The following is a 24,576-nucleotide window of genomic DNA, read 5'->3' as shown; positions in this document are numbered from 1 at the left end:
TTAATCTATTATGAAGAGCAACGGATACGATGGACCTGACACGTCCACCGTATCCGTTACGTTTCATAATACCTTTATAAAGAAAGAGGGGGAAGGGCCCTCTTTGGGGAGCTAGTATACCCGTTATTTCTGTGACGGTGGGGTCACTGGAAAGAGAATATCAGCAGAAAGTGAAAGCCAGCAGGAGGGCACCGGGATGCGGAATACCTACACCAGAGAGAAGAGAACCCTGTGTGGGGAGAGTTACATGGAGGTAGACCTGTATGCCATTACCCCGGAGGAACACCAGGCCAAGCGCAGGAAGAAGTGCAGGCCCAGCAGTGAACGGCAGAAGCGGCGGAATGCCCAGCACGCCCACCGGCGGAGGGTGCAGAAAGCAAACGCCAATTTCACGGTGCTGGGGTTCTACCTGACCCTGACCTATGCGGAAGAATACCTGCCGGAAAGCATGGAACAAGCCGAAAAAGATCTGCGGAACTACATACGCCGACTAAAAACGGCAATTTTAGCTGCCTTTGGCCCGGGCTTTGCCCTGCGATACATGGGGCTGACCGGCTGCGGACGAAAAAGCGAACGCTACCACCATCACCTGCTGATCGAGTGCCCAGGGCTGACTATGCGACAGAATGCAGACTTTCGGCAGCTGCTTGAGGACAAATGGTCCGCACGCCAACCGGACGGCAGCTATGAGCTTTTGGGTACAGCTAACGCTGATCGGCTGAACCTGCAGAACCGGCTGGATGACCTGATCACCTACTTCGAGAAGCACGGGCAGTTGCGCTGGTACGAGAGCAGAAGCCTGATCCAGCCGGTGGAGCTGGTACCCAATGACACCAGATGGAGCCGGAAGCAGCTACGCAAAGGCTGCACGGACTGCAAGGACAGTGCATATTGGTGGGAGCAGAAATACCCGGGCTGGAAATTCGTGCGCTGCGTGGTACCGGAACCGGAGAGCCCCGGATGCGAGAAAGAGGGCTGGGATGCGGATGACCTGCGGTGCTATGTGGTGATGGTGAAGCAGAAGGTGGGACATGCCTTTGCGAAAGTTCGCACCTGACAGATAAAACACCGGTATTTTGCGCGTTATACCCATGCGAAAAGAAGGTGGGGCGGTGACAAAAGAGCAGAAGAAAGCGACCCGGCAGGCTCTGCGCCGATATGGCGAGGGGTCTGTTTGTGCTGCCTGGGCGCAGGTGATCGGGGCGGTGCTGGCCTGGTACGACCGCAATGACCCGGTATGCGCCCAGCTGCTGCGGCTGCGCTACCTGCAAGGTCTGCCCGAGGAAAAGGTGATCGCCCGGCTGTATGTGGGGCGAACGACCTACTACACCAAAGAGCTGGAAGCCCTGAGCACCGTGGCAGTGTGTGCAGCGGATGCAGGGCTGCTGCCCGGCGGGCAAATGTCCGGGGTATTTTGAGCGGGCGAGACGTGATAGGCTATTTGCAAAGGCAGGTGAGAGAGTTGGCAAAGAAGCGGGCGTACTGCAAGAATACCGTGAAGGGAAAACAACGGGGAAAGAAATACCCGGAGGCGTTCCGGGCAGAGGTGGTAATGGCCATGCTGGGCTCCAACTCCATCTGCGCTGTGGCGAAGAAGTACGGCGTGCCGGAGAGCACCATCCGCAGCTGGATGAGCGAGGAGGCAGGCCGCAGTGATGCCTTTGCAAAGGCCCGGCAGGAAGCCGCGCGGGAGATCGCCATCCGGGCAAGCCTGGGTGTGCGGGCACAGGTGACCTTTTTGCAGGGCCGGGCCGCTGAGAGCCAGCGGGCGGCGCAGATCACGGAGAGGCTGCACCGGCGTTTGGACGAGGACACCCGGGCCAGGGCCTTTGCCGTGGGCACCCTGCTGAAGGATGACCCGGAGGAGCTGGCGGATGCCACCGAGACCGGGCTTGTGGTGTATGGAGGAGCCGGAACCCGGAACTTGCGGCTCTACGAGGACGAGCGGGACCTGTTAAATGCCGAGCTAGAACGGTACGAGGGCCGGGTGATGAGCGACAAGAACGCGGCCGGTGTGGCAAAGGTGCTGATGGAAGTGGCCGAAAAGGCTGCTGCCATGGCCCCGGCGGAGAACACCGACAGCGAGAGTGGTCCGCCGATGGTAGAGATCGCGGCAGCCAGTGAGACGGACGGCCAGCAGGAGGTGGAAGTGGATGGCGGCACAGAGGATGCGTGACGGCAGACCGGTGATCTGGTCGCCGCAGCCCGCCCAGGTGCGGTTTATGCAGCGCACCGAGAACGAAGTGCTGTATGGCGGGGCCGCAGGCGGCGGCAAGAGCGACGCGCTGGTGATCGAGGCCCTGCGGCAGGTGGAGATCCCACACTACCGGGGGCTCATCATCCGAAAGACGTTTCCCCAGCTGCGGGAGCTCATTGACAAGACCATGCGGTATTATAAGCCGGTTTTCCCAAAAGCCCGGTACAACAGCAGCACCCACTGCTGGACCTTCCCCAGCGGAGCAAAGATCTATTTTGGAAGCATGAACCACGCCCAGGACAAGTACAACTACCAGGGCCAGGCCTACGACTTTATCGGCTTTGACGAGCTGACCCATTTCACCTGGGAAGAGTACAGCTACCTGCTGAGCCGAAACCGACCCAACGGCCCCGATACCCGGGTCTACACCCGGGCCACGGCCAACCCCGGCGGCATCGGCCACGGATGGGTGAAGGCAAGGTTCGTCAGCCCGGCCCCGCCCGGCACCCGGATGGTGCAGATGGTAAAGGCCAGGGCCCCGGACGGACGGGAGATCGTGCAGCGGCGGACCCGCATCTTTATCCCCAGCACCGTGTTTGACAACGCGGCCCTGCTGGAAAATGACCCGGGATACCTGGGCACGCTGGCTGCGCTGCCGGAAGCGGAGAAGAAAGCCCTGCTCTACGGCGACTGGGACAGCTTTACCGGGCAGGTGTTCACCGAGTGGAAGAACGACCCGGCCCACTACGACGACCAGCGGTGGACACATGTGATCCGCCCGTTCCGCATCCCGGGACACTGGAAGATCTGGCGGGGGTACGATTTCGGCTACTCGAAGCCCTTTTCCGTGGGGTGGTATGCGGCGGACGAAGAGGGCAGGCTTTACCGCATCCGGGAGCTGTACGGCTGCACCGGGACCCCCAACGAGGGCATCAAAGCTGACCCTGTGAAGCAGGCGAGGATGATCCGGGAAGCAGAAGAGAACGACCCCATGCTCCGGGGCCGCACCATTCTGGGCGTGGCCGATCCGGCCATCTTCAACGAGAGCCAGGGCGAGAGCATTGCCATGATGCAGGAGAAGAGCCCGAACTTTTTGCACTGGGCACCCGGCGACCACACCCGGCTGGCGGGCAAGATGCAGTTCCACTACCGGCTGGCGTTCCAGGCGGACGGGCGGCCCATGCTGCAGGTGTTCAACACCTGCAAGCACTTTATCCGCACCATCCCGAACCTGGTATACAGCGAGAGCAACGTGGAGGACATTGACACCGACCAGGAGGATCACATCTACGATGAGTGCCGGTATGTGCTGATGGAGAATCCCCTCAGCCCGCCCCGGACAGAGCCGGTGCAGCCCATGCCGGATGACCCGCTGGAGCTGGGAAAGAAAGCGAGGTTTTTTAGAGTATGACCGACGTGATCGGCACAGAGCAGGTGGCGAAGGCCACGGCGCTGTTACAGAGATACAAGACCGGCAAGGCGGCGCTGGACAAGCGGATCGTGGACAACGAGCTGTGGTTCCGGATGCAGCACTGGGCCAACTACAAAAACGAGATGATGGAGGGCAAGCCCAAGCCTTCCAGCGGGTGGCTGTTCAACAGCATTGCCAACAAGCACGCGGATGCCATGGACAATTACCCGGAACCCAACGTGCTGCCCCGGGCAGCGGACGACGAACAGACCGCCAAGGTGCTTTCCAAGATCCTGCCGGTGCTGCTGGAACAGGCAGAATACGAGCAGGTGTACAGCGACACCTGGTGGCGCAAGCTCAAGCAGGGCACCGGCGTGAAGGGCATCTTCTGGGACCCGGGGTTAAGGAACGGCGTGGGAGACATCTCCATCAAGAGCATGGATCTGCTGATGATGTACTGGGAGCCCGGCGTGATGGACATCCAGGACAGCCCCAACCTGTTCAGCCTGGCGGTGGCCGACAACGAACAGCTGAAGGCCCAGTACCCCCAGCTGGAAGGCCACACCGGCAGCACGCTGGAAGTGGCAAAGTACATCCACGACCAGAGCATTGACACCTCGGACAAGAGCGTGGTGGTGGACTGGTACTACAAAAAGGCCCGGGAGGACGGCCCGCCTCTGCTGCACTACTGCAAGTTCTGCAACGGTGTGGTGCTCTACGCCAGCGAGAACGACCCGGCCCTTGCTGACCGGGGATTCTACGACCACGGCAAGTACCCCTTTGTGTTCGACACCCTGTTCGTGGAAGAGGACAGCCCGGCGGGCTTTGGGTACATCGACGTGATGAAGGACACCCAGACCGCCATTGACGAGATGAACGCAGCCATGGACGAGAACGTGAAGCTTTCGGCCAAGGCACGGTACATCATCCAGGACGGTGCGGGCATCAACGAGAAGGAGCTGGCCGATTTTGGCAAGGACATCGTCCACGCAGCGGGGCGGGTGACGGACGAGACCCTGCGGCCCTTACAGACAGCGGGGCTGGCGGGCAACCTGATCACCTACCGGGACGCGAGAGTGGCGGAGCTGAAGGAGATCAGCGGCAACCGGGATGTTTCCCAGGGCGGCACCACCAGCGGCTTGACTGCGGCTTCTGCCATTGCGGCGCTGCAGGAGGCTGGCTCGAAGCTCTCCCGGGATATGCTGAAAAGCGCTTACCGGGCCTTTGCAAAGGAGTGCTATTTTATCATCGACCTGATGCGGCAGTTCTACGACGAGAGCCGGGTCTACCGCATTACCGGTGACAGCGGCCAGCCGGAGTATGTGCAGTTCTCCGGGGCAATGCTGCAGCCCCAGCCGGTTGAGATGATCGGCGGGGTGGAGCTGGGAAGCCATGAACCGGTGTTTGACATTACGGTATCGGCTGCCAAGAAGAGCACCTTCAGCCGCCTTTCCCAGAACGAGACGGCAAAGGAGTGCTACCAGATGGGGCTGTTTGCCCCGGCCAACGCTGACGCGGCGCTGGCGGTGCTGGACATGATGGACTTTGAGGGCATCGAAAAGGTGCGGGAACGGGTGCAGCAGAACGGTACCCTGTACACCCAGCTGCAGCAGGCCATGGAGCAGCTGCAGAAGCTGAGCGCCATCATTGACCAGCAGAACGGCACCAACATGAGCGCCATGGCCGGGGCCGCTGCACAGGCGGCAGGAACCACGGGCGGCAGCAGCGGCAGACAGACCACCGCAAAGACAGCGACCAACGGCCTGGGGGCTGTGGTGGGCGGCGGAGGCAACAGCCTGGCCACCCAGGCGGCACAGCGGGCCATGAACGTGAATAATCCGAATAAGTGACCCTCTCAGCGCGCAATGCGTCTGACGACGCAGTTGCTTGCAGCTCCCCCGAAAGGGGAGCCCTGCTTAGAGGAAATTTTGGAAGGAGCGATAGAATGATCCAGATCACTTACAACGAGATGGGAGACATGATGTTCCTGCGGGCCGAGGGGCACGCGGAGTTTGCACCCAAGGGGCAGGACATTGTATGTGCTGCCGTGAGCGCGCTGATGCAGACGCTGGCCTACAGTCTGGACAGCGGGACCGTGACCTGTGCCGATGACCGGAACCTGATGGTGGTACAGGCAAAGCAGGGCACTGACAGCCTGGCAAAATTTGAGCTGGTGACAGACGGTCTGATCCTGCTGGCGGATGCCTACCCGGAGCATGTGCGGTACATCAACATGCACGCAGACAAGGCAGATGCCATTGATCTGCAGATGTTTGCAGACGGTGGTGCTGCGGGCGGGGACGGAACCTCTCAGTCCGCTGGCGCGGACAGCTCTCCCAACGGGAGAGCCAACGCATCTGCAGGGGCAGCGAACGGGGAAGGCAATGCCATTGAGCTGCCCGCCCTGCGGCCGGCAGAAGAGCGGCTGGCCCGGCGGAGCGGGGTGCTGAAGCGGAGCAGCCGGGAAGAGGGCTCACCCTCTCAGTCGGCGCAGAGCGCCGCCAGCTCCCCCGAGGGGGGAGCCCTTGGCAGTGAGGAAAAGTCTGAGCTGGACGAGGAAGCGGAAGAGAACCAGAACGAAGCCGAGGGCAAGGACGGCGAGGAGAAGGGCGAAGGCAAGACCAAGAGCCCGGAGGAGCGGCGGAAAGCCTTTGGTGAGCTGCTGCGCGGAGAGTATGCCGACCTGACCGAGGAGCTGATGCAGAACGCCGTGACCGAAGCGACCCGGCGGCTGGAAGCAAGCCCGGCCATGAAGGGTCTGATGCAGGCGCTGCAGGAAAAGTACGGCACGGATGCCAACGATCTGGTGGCCCTGACCGAGGCTGTGCGGAACGGCGCGGTGAAGGACGATGCCTACTACGAGAAGCTGGCCATGGAGAAGGGTGTTTCCACCAGGACGGCCCGGGAGCTGGACAAGCTGGAAAGCCAGAACAAGCACCTGACCGAACAGCAGCAGATGATCCAGCAGATGGAGCGTCAGCGTGTCCAGCAGGCCCGCATTGCCGAGCTGCAGGCCGGATGGGACCGGGAAGCGGAGCAGCTGAAAGCCCAGTATCCCGACTTCAACATGGCTGAGGTGCTGGCGAACCCGGAGGTGGAGAAGATGATGCGGTCGGGCGTTTCCATGACAAACGCCTACCGCAGCGCCTACTTTGATCACATCCTGAAACAGCAGCAGGCCGCCACGGCCCGGCAGGTGGAGCAGGGTGTGGTGACCCGGATGCAGCAGCGCAATGCCCGGCCCGGCGAGAATGGCACCCGCCCCGGCGGCGCGGTGCAGACCAAGATCGACGTATCCCACATGAGCCGCAAGGAAATGGAAGAGATGGAGAGGCGGGCCATGCGGGGTGAAGTTATTACACTGTAAACCTCTCACCGGCACTGTCCGCCTACGGCGGCGCAGATGCCGGAGCTCCCCTACTAGGGGAGCCGTGAGTAGAGGAAAATAAATTTTAGGAGGAAGCTATGAACAACAGAACCAAGAACCTGAAGCTGGATCTGCAGATGTTTGCAACGGCCAGCACCCAGAACCAGAACACCACCGGCGCATCCGGCATGAGTGCCGAGATGAAAACCTTTTACGAGAAGCGCCTGATCGACCAGGCAGAGCCTGCCCTGGTGCATGACCAGTTCGGCGACCCGTATCCCATTCCGGCCAACGGCGGCAAAAACATTGAGTTCCGCAAGTATGACAGCCTGCCCAAGGCCACCACTCCGCTGACCGAGGGTGTGACCCCGGACGGCCAGACCATGAACGTTTCCACCGTTACCGCTGAAGTCAAGCAGTACGGCGGCTGGGTACCCATTACCGACACGCTGCAGCTGACTGCCATTGACAACAACATCGTGCAGGCAACCAAGATCATTGCCAGCCAGGCGGGCCGCACCCTGGACACCATCGTGCGTGATGTGCTGGCGGGCGGCACCAACGTGATCTATGCACCCAAGATCGGCGAGGGCGGCGCAGAGACCGCTGTGACCAGCCGCGCTACCCTGGACGCGACCTGCCAGCTGACCAGCGACCTGATCGCCCGCGCGGCCACCCAGCTGAAGGCCATGAACGCTGACCCCATCGGCACCAGCTTTGTGGGCATCATCCACCCTTATGTGGCCTATGACCTGCGCCGCGACCCGGACTGGATCGATGTGCACAAGTACGCCCAGCCGGACGAGATCTACAACGGCGAGATCGGCACGCTGCACGGTGTGCGCTTTGTGGAGACCAGCGAGGCAAAGATCTGGAAGGGCACCGGCTGCCCGACGGGTCTGGCCGTGTTCAGCACCCTGATCCTGGGTGCCCACGCCTACGGTTCCACCGAGATCGAGGGCGGCGGCCTGGAGCACATCGTGAAGCAGCTGGGCTACGGTGACGACCCCCTGAACCAGCGCGCATCTGTGGGCTGGAAGGCACACAAGACCGCTGAGCGCCTGGTGGAGCAGTACATGGTGCGCATTGAGAGCTGCAGCGCACGGTACAGTGCAACGGCTGAGGCAAACTAAAAGGGTTATTCTCTTTTGCGTGCCAAAAGAGAACCAGAAAAGCACCCGCTACTTTCGAAGCGCGGGAGGCACGAACTAGGGGCTGCTCGCCCCTAGTAACCCCGAAGAAGAAGGCTCCAAGCAAAAATGCTGGAGATTCGCGCATACACGCGAAGATCTCTTAACCGCATTTTTGCTCTGCGCCGATTTGAAATAAGTTACGGGAAAGGTTGATGGATATGGCAGAAGCAAAGAAAAAGACTGAGACGATCCGGCTGTTTTCGGACAGCGGGAAGTACAAGGGCGACCTGTTCGTGAGCGTGAATGGTGTGAACTACCAGCTGCAGCGCGGCAAGAACATTGAGGTGCCCCCGGAGGTGGCGGAGGTCATCCGCCACAGCCAGGAACAGGACGACCAGACCGCTGCCCGCATGGAAGAGCTGGCGAATAAGGCGTAAGTTTAACCCTCTCAGTGCGCAGTCCGGCATGGCCGGAGCTGCTTACAGCTCCCCCGAAGGGGGAGCCCTGCTTAGATGTATCCCCCCGGCCCGGCGGCACACGCTGTGCCGGGGGTTATTTGTTTGGAGGTCTTTTATGACAGTAGGAAAGGCAATTGAAACGACGACGACCGCCGCCAGTGACGGAAACAGGGAGGAGTTGTTGGGGCCGCGGCCAGCAGGACACGAGCACAAAGCTTTGTGCGAAGTGGACGCTGGGAGCCGCAACCCGGGTTGCAGATGTGAAAGGATGGGATAAGCGTGACAGTAGGAAAAGCAATCGAAACGGCTGACAAGCTGCGGCCCAACAACGGGTTTGACCGCGAGCTGAAGATCTTATGGCTGCGGCAGGCGGATGCGGGGTTGAGAAAGAGCGTGGTGGACAAGAGCGACACCACCGATTTTGATGCCGTGGGTGCGGATATTTTATACGACCGGGAGCAGGAACTTTTGCGGCAGGACGCGGAGCTGCTGCTGCCGGAGCCCTACGACAGCTACTATGCCCACTATCTGGCGGCCCAGATGGACGCGGCCCTGGGCGAGACCGACCGCTATGCCAACGAGATGCAGCTGGTCAACGAGAACCAGCAGGAGTTTGCAGCCTGGTGCAGGCACACCTACCTGCCCAGGATGGCCACGAAGTGGAGGTACTGAGATGGCACTGCCGAGTTTATACAGCATCTCGACGGGGAAGAGCATCCAGACGGCCTTTGGCGGCCTGAACGAAAGCTATGCCTGCGCCGAGGCAGAATTTACCGAGATGAAGAACTTTTCCAGCCGGGGATACCCCGCACTGCAGACCCGGACACCCCGGCGCACCATGCGGGCCATGGGCCGCTGCAACGGGATGTACCACCTGAACGGCCTGCTGCTGTGCGAGGGTACCACCCTGCGCTACACCGAGGACAGCGAGGACGACGTGGCCACTGCGGCTGCGGGCGGGGAGATCGTGCTGGAAAACGCCGTGACGGACAGCGAGAAAATTATGATCGGCATGGGCACGAAGATCCTGATCTGGCCGGATGCCAAGAGCTTTGACACGGCCACCGGAAAGCTGGAAGCCCTGAGCGCCGCATGGAGCCAGACCGGCACGGTGACCATTGCCCCATGCGACGCGGGCGGCAAGACCTACACCGTGAGCAGCGTGGGCACCACGGAACCTTCTGGCCCGGCGGACGGGACGCTGTTTCTGAAACAGAACTCCTCTTCCAGCAAGTGGGCCTATGTGAACGTGCTGGAACAGTACGATGCCAAGAGCGGCAAGTGGGCGGAGATCCTTTTGAACAGCGTGAAGATGACCCTGCCCGGGCTGGCCGCTGCGGGCTTCAAGAAGGGGGATACCATTACGGTGGAGCAGGTGCCCGGGCTGGTGGAAGAATATCTGGCCGAGGGCGTGAACGGTGAGGTGACCATTGAGCAGATGGACGGGGACAGCATTGTGCTGACCGGCAGCCCAAAGACCGAGAGCGCACGCTATTACGGCAGCTTTACCGTGACGGCGGGTGGTACCACCTGGAAGAGCATGAACGGCAGCGAGAGCGCCACAGCGGGCGGCACCACCATTACCGCCAGGCGGCGGGTGCCCCGGCTGGAATATGTGACCGAGAACGCAAACCGGGTATGGGGCTGCAACAGCGAGGAGAACGTGATCTACAGCTGCAAGCTGGGCGACCCCACCAACTGGTACAGCTACCGGGGCATTGCTTCGGACAGCTACGCCGTGAACGTGGGCAGTGACGGCCCCTTTACCGGTGCGGCCACCTGCATGGGCTATGTGCTGTTCTTCAAGGAGAACTGCCTGCACAAGCTCTACGGCAGCCGCCCGGCAGACTATCAGCTGGTGAGCGTGCAGTGCCGGGGCGTGGCCAAGCAGGCCAGCAAGAGCATGTGTGTGCTGGCAGAGGTGCTGTACTACCTTTCCCCCGACGGCGTGATGGCCTGGGACGGCAGCCTGCCGGTGAAGATCAGCGGCGGACTGGACAACACCTGGCTGATGAACGTGCGCGGTGCGGTGGGCGGTGTGCTGGACACCCGGTATTACCTGCATCTGCGGGTGCCGGGCCGGAACGAGACCCGGCTGCTGGTCTACGACACCGAACGGCGGCTCTGGCACGAGGAGGACACGGCGGCGGAAGAGAATGCTTCCGGCTGGGCGATGTGCTCCACGGGGCGGCAGCTCTACCAATGGGACGGCGTAAACCTGTGGGCCACCGAACCGGAACGGGAGGCCGACCGGGACACCGACACGGCAAAGGCGAATCTGGAACAGAAGGTGGGCTTTGAGGCTGTGAGCGGCGACATTGGACTGAACATCCCGGCGGACAAGTACATCAACCGGGTGTTTCTGCGGGTGGATGCCCTGACGTACAGCGTTGTGGAGCTGCAGGCCAGCTATGAGGGCGGGGCCTGGGAGACGCTGGGCCAGGCAGCTGTTCTGAACAAATACACCCGGGTCAACCTGCCCTTTGTGCCGGAGCGGCACGACACCATGCGGCTGCGGATCAAGGGCACCGGGCAGATCGCGGTGCGGAGCATTGCGTTCAGCATGGCAGAGAGCCGGGGCAACCGGGTGGCCGGAGGGGAACCGAAACGATAGATCTCTTACGGGGAGCGGCTGGAGTTAAACCCCACCGTCATTGCTTCGCAATGCCACCGCCCCTAATAGGGGCGGCCTTGGCAAAGAGGCAGAGCTTTATGCCATGCCAAGGGCCCCCCTATTAGCGGGGGCTGTCGCCGCAGGCGACTGGGGGGTTGGACGAAGGACGGCCTGACCGTGAGACAGAAAGGAACGTGAACAAATGGCAGATATTACGAGGCTTGGCGAGATCGCCATGCCGAAACTGAGTGACAACATGGCCCCGGAGGACAGGCGGAGCATCAACAACTACCTGATGCAGCTGCGGGACCAGATGATGTACATGATGCAGAACCTGGACGAGACGAATTTCAGCGACACCATGCGGGACAAGCTGACCGCCATGGGGCTGAAGGTGGAGTAAACGAAAGGAGACAGTGAGAAGATGGCAAGAGGAGAATGGTGGGAGTACCTGATCCCGGGCCACAATGTGGGGCTGATGGTAGGGGATGTGTATGACGGCATTACCGGCAACAGCGAAAAGAATGCGGGCACCGGCGTGTTTGGAACCAGAAAGAACGGTTCCAACAGCTACCAGTACGCCCAGAGCAATGACCGGGTGACCACGGCAAAGAACAATTTGGATTACATCAAAGGACAGAAGCCCGGGGAGTATCAGAGCGAGTACGGCAGCCAGATCAGCGGCACGCAGAGCCAGCTGGACAAGATGAACCGGGACGGCTTTTCTTACGACTACACCAAGGACGCAGCTTACCAGCAGTACAAGAACCAGTACACCCGGGGTGCGGAGCTGGCCAGCGAGAACGCTGCCGCCAACGCTTCGGCCCGCAGCGGCGGCTACGGCAACAGCTGGGGCACTTCCAGCGGGCAGACGGCCTACCAGAGCACCATGAACGGGCTTTCGGACGTGGCAGACAGCTTATACAACCAGGCTTACAACGAATATGCCACCAAAAAGAGTGACCTGGGCAACCGGCTGAGCTCTTTGCAGCAGCAGGAAAAGCTGGCGCAGGATGCTTACAACACCCGCCTGAACAATTACTATGGCCAGCTGAACAGTGCTCAGACCGAGTATGCCAACGCGGTGGGGGCCAACCAGAAGAAGGATGCGAACAACACCAACTTCTGGGGGAACGTATTGCGGATCGGTGCACAGCTCGCCGGGCCGCTTATCGTGAAGATGATGACGGGTGGCTTGCTCTGAAGACCGGTGTGGGGCCCTGCGACAGAGGACAGAAAGAAGGGAACTTTATGTTATTTGATACCTTACGGAGAAAGAACCAGGCGGAACAGGAAGAGCGGGAATGGAACGCCAACCGCCCGGCGGACTATGTGAGCCGGAACAAGGACGCAATGGACAGCCTGACCGGGCAGATCGGCAGCGGGTTCGACTGGGACACCGGCAGCAAAGCCTACCAGCAGTACCGCGCCCAGGCCCAGGCCAATGCTGCCGCCAGCGCGGAGAACGCCCAGGCCAACGCGGCGATGCTGGCGGGTGGGTATGGCAGCAGCTACGCCGACAGCGTGGCAAAGCAGGGCCAGCAGCAGGCGCTGAGCGGCATTGACAATGCGGTACCCGGCCTGAGAGGCCAGGCACTGAGCGAATACCAGAAACAGCAGAACGACCTGCTGAGTGCCCTTTCCGGCATGGCCAACACCGAGGCGCTGGATCGCAGTGCCTACGGCAGCAATTTTGCCAACTACACGGCGTGGCAGAATTTCCTTGCCAACCAGAGCGAACAGGCCCGGAACGAGAACGACAACTACTGGAACAACCTCTGGAACACGGTAAAGAACATCGGCTCGGCGGCTCTGACGGCCTACGATGGGTACAAGGGGTACACGCAGCAGCAGTGGGAGAACGACTTTGCCCGGGAACAGTGGGAGTACAACAAGAACCGCACCGACCAGAGCGATGCCCTGAACGCCTATCAGCAGGCGTTCAACCTGTACACCCAGGGAGCCGGGGATGCTTCTGCCGATGTGCTGAACCGGTACGGCCTGAACAAGGATGCCTTTGCCAACTACACCGGCGCACCGGTGACCCGGGACGATCAGGCAAGCGTGCTGACCACGGCGGCTTCCATTGTGGCAAACGGCAACAGCGAGGCGGCGGCCAACCTGCTGAAGATGTACGGGCTGGACAGCAATGCAGCCGGTTCTTACGGCACCATTGCAAAACGTCAGCTGGCGACCCAGCTGGCAAAGGCGGCAGCTACGAAGAGCAGCAGAAGTTCGAGAAGTTCCGGCGGCTCCAGCAAGAGCGGAAGCGGGTGGACAAACAGCCAACTGCTGACGGCGCTGGGTAAGTATCAGAGCCTGAAGGATGATGACCCGACCAAGAGCGTCTATGCGAACATTCTGGCCAGCGCCGGAATGCTGCCGGACGGTGACACGGGCACAACAGCAGCGACCGGAACTGGCAGCGGGCTGATCGCCCCGCTGGCGAATCCGAACAAGTGGGCCCTGCCCGGGGGAACCACGGGAGGGAGCACGGGTAAGAGTACCGGAATGCCGTACAGCAATGCCCTGAGCTATGCAAAGGGGTGGAGTGCAGAAGGGGTGGATTCGGATACGATCTATGCCAGGCTGGTCAACATGGGCATAAATGATGACGTGGCGGCCAAGGTCTGGAATGCGATGGGATGGTAAGGAGAACAAAAATGGCATGGACAGCAGAACAGATGGCCCAAAAGCGGGCCAAACTTCAGAAAAAAACCAATGCCGCTGCTGGTGGGGCAGAACCCCTCAGTCAGCGCAAGAGCGCTGACAGCCGCAACCCGTTAGCCCTTGGCAGTACGGGAAACTCTGTGTCGGACAATAGCAATCCATGGACGGCGGAAAAAATGGCCGAAAAACGTGCGGCACTGCAAACCCAGAAACAGCAGACGGGCACCGACCTGTACTCCACGGCGCTGGAGGATTACCGGACAAGGAACAACCTGGGCTTTGCGGATGCCATGGACAACCGGAGCGACGAGCTGAACCGGCAGAAGGTGACAGTGAGCCCGGCGGGGAAGGGAACGTGGTACGGACAGCAGGCCCAGAAGCTGAAGAACAGCTATGCGGAGTACAGCCAGCCGGATGCCTTTGACCAGGCCAACCAGTGGTTTGACCAGCCTCGGAATCAGGAGCTTGTGAACAAGCTGCTGGAAAAGAAGAGCAATTATACCAGCTATGCCGAGACCGGCACCAGCAGAAACGGGGCCAGCGCCGGGGATGGTAGCATCGACCCCTTCCGCACCACGGGAATCAAGGGGAAGGTGGGCAACACCTACAGCACGGCGGACCTGAAAAAGCTGGGGTACACGGACACGGAGATCCGGCAGGCCAGGGAGTATCTGGACACCATGGAAGAAATCCCGGAGTGGAAGCAGCTGGCCCGGCGGACGGCAAACACCGTGGGCGGCGTTGCGGACACCGTGGCCGCTGCCCCGCTGATGGGTGCGGAGTACCTGGTGCAGGCCGGAAAGAACATCCGGCAGAGCAGCGAGAACCGGAAAGCACTGGAAGCAGAGCTTGCCCGGAACCCCCGCGAGAAGAACCTGTATGACCAGCTGATGGAAACTGACATGGACTACCAGCCCAAGTACAGCACCGGCGACCTGTTGCAGCAGGGATTTACCCGGCAGGAGATCGAGGACATGCGCAGCCGCATTGCCGGAACGGAAGCAAAGGGTGGCATCGACACGGAGAAGAGCGTGGGCTACCAGCTGTACAACCGGGGCCAGCAGCTGACGGGCGCGGCCCAGAGCGGCCTGACCGATGTGCAGCGGACCGTGCAGGGCGTGGCGACCAGCGCGGCAGAGAACCTTGCCGTGGCTGCCATCAACCCGGCGGCGGTGCTGCCGGTGCTGAGTGCCCAGGGCGCTGCGGATGCCATGGGCAAGAGCGCGGCCAAGGACGAAAGCGCAGGCAAGGCGCTGGTGGGCGGCGTGGCCAAGTTTGGCGCAGGATGGGCCATCAACAGCGTGGGTGCGGCTGATCTGGCAAGAACCATGGGCGCGGACTACGCCAGAAATTCCGTGGCGGGAGCTGTGGCAGACAAGATCCGGGCGCTGGCTGGGGATTCGGCCTTTGCGGCGGCACATCCGGCAGTTGCCAACGCCATTTCCGGCGGCATTGACAACGCCGTGCAGGCCTTTGTGGAGACCTACGCCGACAAGGCCATTGATGCGGCCCTGGGAGACAGCGAAGCTGCCCAGACCATGTTTACCACGGACACGCTGGTTCAGGCGCTGGAAGCGGGGCTGACCGGCGGCGCGTCCGGTGCACTGGGCGGCGCTGTGGGCACAGGGCTTTCCAGGATGAACGCGGGAGATTCCAGCCTGCGGGGCAACGTGGAGCGGTATGCCGCTCAGGACGAATACGAGCAGGCGCTGAAGGAACACCAGCGCCGGGAGGAGCTGGCACGGGAACCGGAACCCCTCAGTCAGCGCGTGGGCGCTGACAGCCCCCCTAATAGTGGGGCCCTTGGCATGTCGGTGGAGTCTGATGGGACTGAAAAAGGCTCTGCTGACCTGAAAGCGGCGGGCCCTGCGGCTGAGGGCAACAGTGCGGAAACTGCTGCCATATCGGACAACTTGGCTGTGCAGACGTTTGCAGAAGCGGCGGCCGGTGACAGCCTGACAGGCAAGACCATCAGGCTGTTCAACCCGGAGGCCGGAAACGAGGCAAACCGCGCGGCTTTTGAGGAAGCCTATGGGGTGAAGTTGCCGAGCACGGCTGCGGCTACCTGGCGGATGCTGCGGGAAGTGGCGGCACAGCGCAGCCAGCAGAATGCTGTTGAGAACGCTGGGGAAAGTGTGGAAAGCTCCACGGAAACAGCAGCGGACGGTGCAGAACCCCTTAGTCAGCGCATAAGCGCTGACAGTCCCCCTAGTATGGGGGCCATTGGCAGGACGGGAAACGTTGAGCTGACAGCGCAGAATGGAGCTGACCGGCAGGCTGTGATGCAGTCGGTCCCTGTGGAAGAAAGCACCCTTGACGGGATGGACAGCAGCAACAGCCCGATGCGGGAGACCTACGGCATGGAAGCACCGAAGACGGAGGGCCAGAAGCAGGCCCGGACGGAGCAGGTGCTGCGGAGCTGGAAGGTGGGCGAAAAGGCGGCGCAGGAGATCAGCCTGAAACAGCCGGAAGGCGTGGACAGTGACCGCTATGCGGCGGCAGCATCCACTCTGTACCGGTTGGGCCAGATGGAGGACGTGAAGACCTTTGACCAGGCGCTGGAGCTGGCGGGCACCGGCAGCGGCATGGCGGCCAACGTGAACTATGTGCTGGGCAACCTCAAGGGCCGGAACGCGCTGAAGATCGCCTACACCTACGGCAGGGATGCGGCAGAGACCCGGTGGGCCAAGAGCCAGCTGGGCGGAAATCTGACGGAACAGAGCCTGACGGGCAGGGGTGAGACCATTTACAAGGGGACCTTGCGCAATGCGAACGACGCTGGAAGCCAGGTGATCGAGCTGAACGCGGCAGCAACCGGCACCACGGCGGTTCTGAAAAACGTGCTGCAGAACGGTGCGGGACAGGCAGACAGCCGGGTGCGGGCCTATGTGGACACGGAGACGGCCCGGATCTTCTTTGGGGACAGTGCACAGGATACGTTCGGCACGGTGCTGCACGAGGACTACCACTGGTACAACGCACTGGACAGCGAGGGAGCAAAGACTTTGCAGGACCATGCCCTGCTGTATCTGGCCAGGAGCAGCGGCTTTGAGACCGTGGACGAGATGATCCGGGAGAAGATGACCGACTATGCCCAGCAGAACCTGACCTATGAGGAAGCTGCCGAGGAGCTGGTGGGCGATGCCTGGCGAGGCATCTTCTCCAATGAATCCGATTTCAAGCGCTGGGTGGAGTTCCAGCGCGGGCAGGCCGAGAAGAACAGCGGCAGGGCCGGAACCATCCGCACCGTGATGAACCGGGTGAAGGAGATGCTGGGCGGCATTGTGAGCCGGGCAAAGGAAGTGCTGACCCTTGACCCCGACAACCGGGCGGCCCTGAAGGCCCAGCGCCTGGCCGAGAACGAGCGCAGAATTTTACAGGACGAATACTTTGCCCACGCTGAAAAAGCGATGGACAACCTGCGCAGTGCAAAAGAAAATGCCGCTGCCCTCAAGACAGAGAGCGCGGCGGAAGGACGCAGTATGCGGTTCCAGCTGCAGGAGGGGGAGGAAACCCTTGAAAAACAGCTGAACCGTAATCTTGGCCGGTTGGAACAGATGACACCGGCGGCTGAAATCACTGGAAAAGAAATTGAGTACGGTGCTACCAGCAAAGAAAATGCTGAAAATATCGTCCGATTCTTTGAATCCATTGGCGGAAAAGTAGAGCGTGATGGATTTGGTGTGGTGGAACTGACCCGCAAGGGAGCCAAGGCAACCGTGCAGCATGGAAACGGCCCGGTGAAGCAGATCGCTGCAGCGGCCATTCCCAACGTAATCCGGTACGGTGAACAAATTGGTTTCGTGGAAAACTGGAAAGGACGGGGGTACAACACTCATACCTTTGTGGCTCCGGTTGTGGTGGACGGTATCAAAATCTATGAGGCTGTTATTGTAAATGAGTATACTGTTCCGAATGCGGCGAGCAAATTCTATGTCCATGAGGTATGTGGTTCTGATGGTAGCCTGCTGACCATTGAGAATGGGAAAATAACAAAAAAAGAAAGCAGCCTTACCACGGTACTCAAAACCGAGCAGGGCGATGAAGCCCCTAAGCTGCTTTCTAAAAACAGTATAGCACAAGAAAATGCCGAAAGCAAGGGAAACAGCGAACCTGTGAAGAAATCGGTGCGGTTCCAGCTGAGTGCTCCGGTGGAGGTGGACAAGAACAAAGACCTTGTGGCCGTGCACAACCTGACCGCCGAAAACCTGCAGGAAGCGCTGGAGCTGGGCGGGATGCCCTCGCCGTCTATTGCGGTTGTGAAAGCCCAGGAAGGTCACACCAAGTATGGCCCCATCTCGCTGGTGTTCAACTCCGATACCATTGACCCCATGGTGAACCGGGCAAACCGTATCTATGGTTCGGATGCCTGGACACCCACCCGGCCCAATGTGGAGTTTGAAGTGAATTACGATGCGATGCGGGACTTTGAAAGCAAGGTGGATTCGGCAAGCAAAGATGCGTTTGAAGGAAAATTTGCGAACAGCGCTGCGTTACAGCGCCTTGGAATTGAAGAGACGAGCAGCTCCGACCGGGCAGAGCTTGCCCAGCGCCTGGAGGAAAACACGGCAGTGCAGCTGGCCTATCTGGAAGCGAAAGGTAAGACTGTGGAGCCGGCGTATAAGACAGAACGGGACCAGTTCGACAGCCTGGGCAATGATACCCTGGAAAAGGTGATCGAACACATTGGCGCGGATGAAATCAAAGCTGCATTCGAGGGTGGTGACTTTGACCAGCTGGATCAGCTGGCAGATAAAGCGGCGGACGCACTGGAAGAAAAGTATACTCACGGACAGCTGGAGGGCCAGAACCGGCGTTGGCAAATGCGCATTGACAAGATGAGGAATGACAACCGTGGACGACTGTATGGGATGCTGGAGCACGCCTACAAAATGCTGACCGATACCAATGCCGGAAAGCAGGCGATGGATGTGGAAGCGACCAGGGAGGCTATCCGGCAGGAAGCTCCGGCAGAAGATGTGAAGAACTGGGTGTATGACCAGTTGGGAAATGTTCTAGGACAGAAGGGAATCCGAAACGGAAAAGACCGTTTTACTCCGGCAGGGATAAAGCGCAGTTTTGCCCAGCTGCACAACAGCTACACGCTGGAAAACCTTGTGGCTGCTATGAATGCTCAGAATGCACGAGGGCAGGATACATGGGGCCTTTCGGCCAGCACCCTGATGAGCACGGCCACGGCGGAGTACCAGAACCTGGACGAAGTGCGGGCGGACAAAGGCCGCTTGCAGCAGATGCCGGAAGAAGAGTACAAGGCGCTGCTGGAAAAGGCAGATGACCAGATCAGCGATATCCTTGACAAGCTGCGGAGAGAGACTACGCCCCATGCAGACAACAGCTTTGAAGAGCGGGAAATCCTGGGCGGCATCCTGATGCAGGCCGCACAGGGAAAACAGACGGCGGCAGCCATTGGAAAGGCCTTTGCAAAAGAGGGGTATACCATTGGCAAGGACACGGCCCAGATGATCCTGAACCTGTACAAGAACGTGGCTGCTATTCCCACCGGGTACTTTGAAGCGAAGCCCCAGCGGGCCGTGGGCTTTGATGAGGTGCGGGCGGCGATTCTGCCCGACAACACCAGCAGCACCCTGATCGACAGCCTGAAAGAGACCGGCATTGACGTGAAGCTCTACAAAGCCGGGGACGATGCCCAGCGCACGGCCCTGCTGAACAAGGTGCCGAACGTCCGTTTCCAGCTGGCCGAACAGGCGGAACGGGACGCGCGGAAGAACACCCAGCGGCAGGCAAGCCGGGCCATTGCGGACAACAGCGCGGCGATGGAGACGCTGGCCCAGATGATGGGTGTGACCCACGGTGTGCGGATCAGCCAGGATTCCATTGACGGGCTGGCGGTGCGGTGGACAAAGGCCAACGGCAGCAGGGCCGACCGGACGAAGATTGCCGGAGAGACCCGGGCGCTGGTGGAGTACATGACGGCGGACGGGGCCAGCATGAGCAAGGCCAGCGCGCTGTCTGAGACCATTGCGGATGAGATTCTGAGTGGGGCCACCTACCGGAATACCGAGCTGTGGGACGAGTACCCGGAATACCACGACCTGAGCTACACGGTGAACAAGGACGGCCCGGCCAAGGCGGAGCTGGTGAAGCGGTACGGGACGTGGAGCGAAGCGGTGGCGGAGGCCCGGAAGCACGGCGTGAAGCTGCGGCAGGCAGAAGGCGTGCGGGACGGCAACCCGGCGGAAGTGTATGAATCCATCGTCAACGACACCCGGGCCATGGGCGGCACCAAGGAAGGGGCAGCGGCCTTGTTCCGGGGCGCGGCCCAGGAGGCAGGCGTGGACGGCGCGGCCAGCATGGAGAGCACCGAGTGGCTGGATGTGCTGATGAACGTGCACGATGCCATCAAGCCCAGGATGATGAGCCGCTTTGCAGATGCTGCCGAGTACGAGGATGCCAAAGTGGAGCTGGCCGACCGGATGCTGGGTGATATCCTGAACGTGCCGGAGATGACCGATGCACAGGCCATCTTTGATGGGTTCCAGCGCTGGCAGCGCCAGGCTGTGGCTGCTGCCGTGGGCGAGGAGAACGCGGAGCAGGCGCTGAAGGATCTGCGGAAGGTGCAGAAGGAGCAGAACCGGGAGTTCAACCGGAGGATGTATGAGAACAGCCGGAACGGAAGCCGAGATGAAGCACTGCGGCAGTGGACAGAGCAGCAGAAGCGGAATGAAAAAGCAGAAAAGCTGCTGGATCAGAATCTGGATACGCTGGGGCTGGACATCACCAACTACGGCGACATGGCCGAAAAGCTGGACGTGCTGAAGGAAGCCTACGAACGGGAGTGGAAGGCCGAAAAGAAGCGACTGAAGGAAGAACGCCAGCAGATGCTGGACGAGATCCGGCTGGAAAACAAACAGTTGAAGCGGGAGAACTGGAACCTTTCGCACCAGGTGGCAGGAGAACAGCGCCGGGCTGACAGAGCTGAGTGGCAGCTGATCCATCAGGAAAACGAACTGCTGGAATGGGAGCAGGAAAACCAGCGCAAAGCTCAGGAGTGGCAGGAAAAGCAGGCGGAGCGAAACGCAATCGCCATCACTGCAGCCCAGCAGCAGCGGGACGAGGACATTGCCATTGCAAAGAAGCTGGCTGAGAAGCGGGTACAGAAAGCTCGGGACGGCCGGCAGAAGGACGAGCTGCGGCGGGGCATCCGGGCCAATGCTGCCCAGCTGAATCAGATGATCCTGCGGCCCAGCAAGGACCGGTATGTGCAGCCCCACCTGATCCAGCAGGCGGCAGAGGTGGCAAAGCTGGCGGATATGACCCTGCTGAACGACCACGCCGTGGCCAGGCTGACGGCCCTGCGCACCAGCATCATGCAGTCGATGGGAGCCGAGAACAGCTCCAACGGCATCAGCGAGGACTGGAAGCTGAGCAAGGTGCCGGAGCTCATCGACGCGCTGCAGGCTGACCTGAATGCCAGCAAGCAGGCCCAGCTTGACCGGCTGAACCAGCAGCTGACAGAGGCCGAGGCACTGCCGGACAGCGAAAAGGCCGAGATGCTGCGTGACCGGCTGAGAAAGCGGATCCGGGAGACCGAGAACCGCACCTATCTGCCCATGACGGTGGACCAGATGCGGATGCTGAAAGCCATTACCACCAGCACACTGCATGTAATCCGGACGGCAAACAAGACCCTGAGCTTGCAGAAAGCCGAAGCGGTGGACAAGATCGCCAACGAGGCGGCTGCAGAGGTGCGCCAGAGCAAGGGCAACGATGGAAAGCTGCGGAGCGCCCTGACCAGGTACAACCTGGACATGCTGGGGGCTGGCCGTGTGTTCCGGATGCTGGGCGGCTACGCAAAGAACAGCCAGATGGAGAAGCTGGGCACCATGCTGAATGACGGCCAGCGGGAACAGACCCGGATCACTGTGGAGGGAACGAAGCTCTTTGACAATGTGACGGGCAAGGCGAACCTGAGACAGATGGAAAAATTCGCCGGTCCGGGCGCGGAGCTGGTGGACATTGGCCTGAAGGACAGCAAGGGTCGGGCTGCACCGTTGACCCACGCCCAGCTGTGCAGCCTGTACATGCACCTGCAGAACGCCGACAGCCGGGAGCACCTGCTGAACGGTGGCCTGACGATCCCGGATGCGGAGGAGTACAACAGGGGCGACATTGAGAAGGCTTACCAGAAAGGCCAGACCGTGAAGATCGGGATGCTGAAGGACAGCGCGGGAAACCCCATGGCCGACACCGTGATCCAGGCCGTGGAGAAGGCCATGACCGACTACGACCGGGCCTGGTGCGAGGACATGAAGAATTTCTTCGGCAGCTACACCACGAACCTGATCAACGAGACAAGCATGAAGCTGCTGGGTTACCAGCGGGCCACCGTGAAAAACTATTACCCCATTGCGGTGGACAAGACGGCGCTGGCGACCCAGATCGAGGGCGTGAAACTGGATGCCACCATTGAGGGCCGGGGCTTCCTGAAGAACCGTGTCAAGAGCCAGATGCCCATCCTGCTGGAGGAGTGCAGCAGCGTGGTGCAGCGGAGCCTGCGGGACACGGCAGCCTACGCCGGACTGGCGGCACCCATCCGGGATGTGCAGAAGGTGCTGAACAGTAGCATTGAGACCGAGGACGGCATCAAGATGCTGAAAAATGGTATCCTGAAAGAGCAGTGGGGCCAGAGCGCGACGAACTACATCGATGACCTGCTGACCGACCTGCAGACCACGCAAAGAAAGCGCTCGACCACAATGACCAAAGTGCTGGACAGGTTGCGCGGCAACTATGCGGGCGCGATCCTGACGCTGAACCCGGGCGTGGCCATTGCCCAGGCAGCATCTCTGCCAACGGCGGGCGCGGTACTGGGTGCGGATACCATGGCGGCGGTGGTGCCGTTTGTGAAGAACCTCTCCGGCAAGCAGCGGGCAGCGCTGGAACAGGAAATTGCCCAGCATGGGGATGTGCTGCTGCGATACCGACTGCGGGGAAGCCAGCGCGGTGAGCTTGCCAGCATTGGCGTGAGCCAGGGCGCGGCAGAAAAGGCCATGGACAAGCTGCCAAAGTGGGTGACCGGCTGGATCAACAGCATGGACGAGATCACGGTGGCGGCACTGTGGGAAGGCTCCAAGCGGTATGTGGAGCACCATACCAATGAGTTTGCAGAGGGTGCAGCCACGAAAGGAAGCGAAGCCTACTGGGAAGCCGTGAACAAGATGTATCAGCGGGTCATTGAGGAGACCCAGCCCAACTACACCACCATGCAGCGGGCGGGAATCCAGCGAAATCCGGATCAAATGACCAAGACCCTGACCATGTTCACGACCCAGCGTTTCCAGAACTACGGCATTATGGCCGATGCGGTGATGGACTACAACGCCCAGAAGGCACGGGACAAGGCTGCACACAGCAGCGAGACGGCAGAAGAAGTGAAGCGGGCCGGAAAGAACCTGAACCGGGCCATTGTGAGCCAGATCACCCAGACTGCTGTGTTTGCACTGATGAAGATCGGTGCGGACTTCCTGCTGCACCGGTGGGACAGAGAGCAGGACGAGAACGGAGATGTGACCGCAGCCAGCGTGAGTAAGCGATTCCTGAATCTGTACACGGAAAGCTTTGCGGGCAACTTCCTGTATGGCAGCGAGCTGTACAGCGCTGTGGGAAATGCAGTGAACGGTACGGATTACGATGTGGTGAGTGCAACCAACATCAGCGCTGTGAATGATCTTTTTGCAGCAGTAACGAAGTTTTCCAGCCTTGTCCGGCAGGACACCGGTGACATGACGGAGGAACAGCTGGAAGCGTATCACCAGAAACTGCGAAAGGCAGGCGTTAACCTGATGCAGTACGGGTTTGAAATTGCGGGTGTGCCTATGGGGAACGCCCGGAAAATGCTGGATGCCTTTGATGCCTATGTGGAAGATGCACGAGGCATTGCAAGCGGAAGCGGCTTTTCGTTCAGCTCGACCCCGACGAGCGCCACCGGGCAGTATGACCGGCTGTACAACGCCATTGCCGAGGGGGACACGGACAACGCCAGCGGTGCTATGGCGAAGCTGGAAGCCATGGGCAAGGACGAAAAGACCATTGCCAGCCAGCTGAAGAACCGGCTGAAGAAATACAGCCCGGAGGTGGAGCAGGCTGCACAGGCCCGGAACGAGGGAAAAGACAGCCAGCGCCAGGAGCTGACAAAGCAGCTTGTGCGGGAAATGTACGAGACCCTGGGCATCCGGGAGGGTGTGAAAGCTGACGCGGAAAAGCGGACATGGGTGATCGACCTTGTGACCGAAGCCATTGAAAGCAAGGCCGAGGAGCTGTACAAGGGCGGCACCGAGGGCAGCGTGTACGATGACCTGACTGAAGCGGTGGACACCGGCAGGACCAGCGACGTGCAGGATGAGATCCGGCGGCTGCGGACGGCGGGCAAGGAGGACGGCAGCATCAAGACGAAGATCACGGCGGCGGTGAAGGAAGAGTATCTGGCGGGCAACGACCACGACCGGGAGAAGCTGGAGAAGCTGCTGACGAGCCTGACCAAAGAGGACGGGACGGCTATGTATGAGGAAAAGAACTTTGCCCAGTGGGTGAAGGACGCGGCAAAGAAGGAGGAACAGGCAAAAAACAGCAAGGATGAGTGGGCAGGGGTGAGGTGAACCTCTCAGTCACGCTTTGCGTGACAGCTCCCCTAGTAGGGGAGCCAAGTTCACGTTGCTGCTCTTTTTGGGGGAGCCCTGCTTAGAAG

General features: G+C 60.6%; 14 protein-coding genes. All 14 read left to right on the top strand.

Annotated features, from left to right (window positions below; translation table 11 throughout):
* Positions 1 to 196: 196 nt before the first annotated feature.
* The 14 genes from MTP40_RS09795 (at position 197) to MTP40_RS09730 (ending at position 24,487) form a co-directional block, all read left to right on the top strand.
* Complete coding sequence (locus tag MTP40_RS09795; protein ID WP_249259275.1) at positions 197 to 1,057, top strand: rolling circle replication-associated protein; 861 nt, start codon at positions 197 to 199, stop codon at positions 1,055 to 1,057.
* 55 nt (positions 1,058 to 1,112) lie between these two features.
* Positions 1,113 to 1,418, top strand: coding sequence for a SqdX protein (locus MTP40_RS09790; protein ID WP_156076029.1), 306 nt, complete (start codon positions 1,113 to 1,115; stop codon positions 1,416 to 1,418).
* A gap of 44 nt (positions 1,419 to 1,462) precedes the next feature.
* The gene (locus MTP40_RS09785; protein WP_249259274.1) at positions 1,463 to 2,176 is read left to right on the top strand and encodes a helix-turn-helix domain-containing protein; all 714 of its coding nucleotides are present in this window, start codon (positions 1,463 to 1,465) and stop codon (positions 2,174 to 2,176) included.
* Entirely contained in the window at positions 2,154 to 3,608 is a 1,455-nt protein-coding gene (locus tag MTP40_RS09780) for a terminase large subunit domain-containing protein (protein WP_249259273.1), read from the top strand. Before MTP40_RS09785 ends, MTP40_RS09780 begins: the two co-directional genes overlap by 23 nt.
* Complete coding sequence (locus MTP40_RS09775) at positions 3,605 to 5,458, top strand: portal protein (RefSeq protein ID WP_249259272.1); 1,854 nt, start codon at positions 3,605 to 3,607, stop codon at positions 5,456 to 5,458. The genes MTP40_RS09780 and MTP40_RS09775 overlap by 4 nt, the downstream gene beginning before the upstream one ends.
* A gap of 95 nt (positions 5,459 to 5,553) precedes the next feature.
* On the top strand, positions 5,554 to 6,975 hold the full coding sequence (locus MTP40_RS09770; RefSeq protein WP_249259271.1) for a ribosomal-processing cysteine protease Prp: 1,422 nt from the start codon (positions 5,554 to 5,556) through the stop codon (positions 6,973 to 6,975).
* 98 nt (positions 6,976 to 7,073) lie between these two features.
* Entirely contained in the window at positions 7,074 to 8,108 is a 1,035-nt protein-coding gene (locus MTP40_RS09765) for a N4-gp56 family major capsid protein (protein ID WP_249259270.1), read from the top strand.
* A gap of 218 nt (positions 8,109 to 8,326) precedes the next feature.
* Complete coding sequence (locus tag MTP40_RS09760; protein ID WP_249259269.1) at positions 8,327 to 8,545, top strand: hypothetical protein; 219 nt, start codon at positions 8,327 to 8,329, stop codon at positions 8,543 to 8,545.
* A 300-nt stretch (positions 8,546 to 8,845) separates the two neighbouring features.
* Positions 8,846 to 9,238, top strand: a complete 393-nt coding sequence (locus tag MTP40_RS09755) for a hypothetical protein (protein ID WP_249259268.1) — start codon at positions 8,846 to 8,848, stop codon at positions 9,236 to 9,238.
* Position 9,239: 1 nt separating this feature from the next.
* Positions 9,240 to 11,180, top strand: coding sequence for a hypothetical protein (locus MTP40_RS09750; RefSeq protein WP_249259267.1), 1,941 nt, complete (start codon positions 9,240 to 9,242; stop codon positions 11,178 to 11,180).
* A 202-nt stretch (positions 11,181 to 11,382) separates the two neighbouring features.
* Positions 11,383 to 11,583 (top strand): hypothetical protein, encoded by a 201-nt coding sequence (locus MTP40_RS09745; protein WP_249259266.1) that lies wholly within the window; start codon positions 11,383 to 11,385, stop codon positions 11,581 to 11,583.
* 21 nt (positions 11,584 to 11,604) lie between these two features.
* Positions 11,605 to 12,384: a hypothetical protein gene (locus MTP40_RS09740; RefSeq protein WP_223454646.1), complete on the top strand. Its 780-nt coding sequence runs from the start codon at positions 11,605 to 11,607 to the stop codon at positions 12,382 to 12,384.
* A gap of 47 nt (positions 12,385 to 12,431) precedes the next feature.
* Positions 12,432 to 13,832 (top strand): hypothetical protein, encoded by a 1,401-nt coding sequence (locus MTP40_RS09735; protein WP_249259265.1) that lies wholly within the window; start codon positions 12,432 to 12,434, stop codon positions 13,830 to 13,832.
* A gap of 194 nt (positions 13,833 to 14,026) precedes the next feature.
* Positions 14,027 to 24,487, top strand: a complete 10,461-nt coding sequence (locus MTP40_RS09730) for a hypothetical protein (protein WP_249259264.1) — start codon at positions 14,027 to 14,029, stop codon at positions 24,485 to 24,487.
* The last annotated feature ends 89 nt before the right edge of the window (positions 24,488 to 24,576 follow it).

It is taken from the genome of Faecalibacterium sp. IP-3-29 (genome assembly GCF_023347335.1).
Taxonomy (GTDB): domain Bacteria; phylum Bacillota; class Clostridia; order Oscillospirales; family Ruminococcaceae; genus Faecalibacterium; species Faecalibacterium duncaniae.
This window is presented reverse-complemented; position numbering and strand designations above follow the sequence as displayed.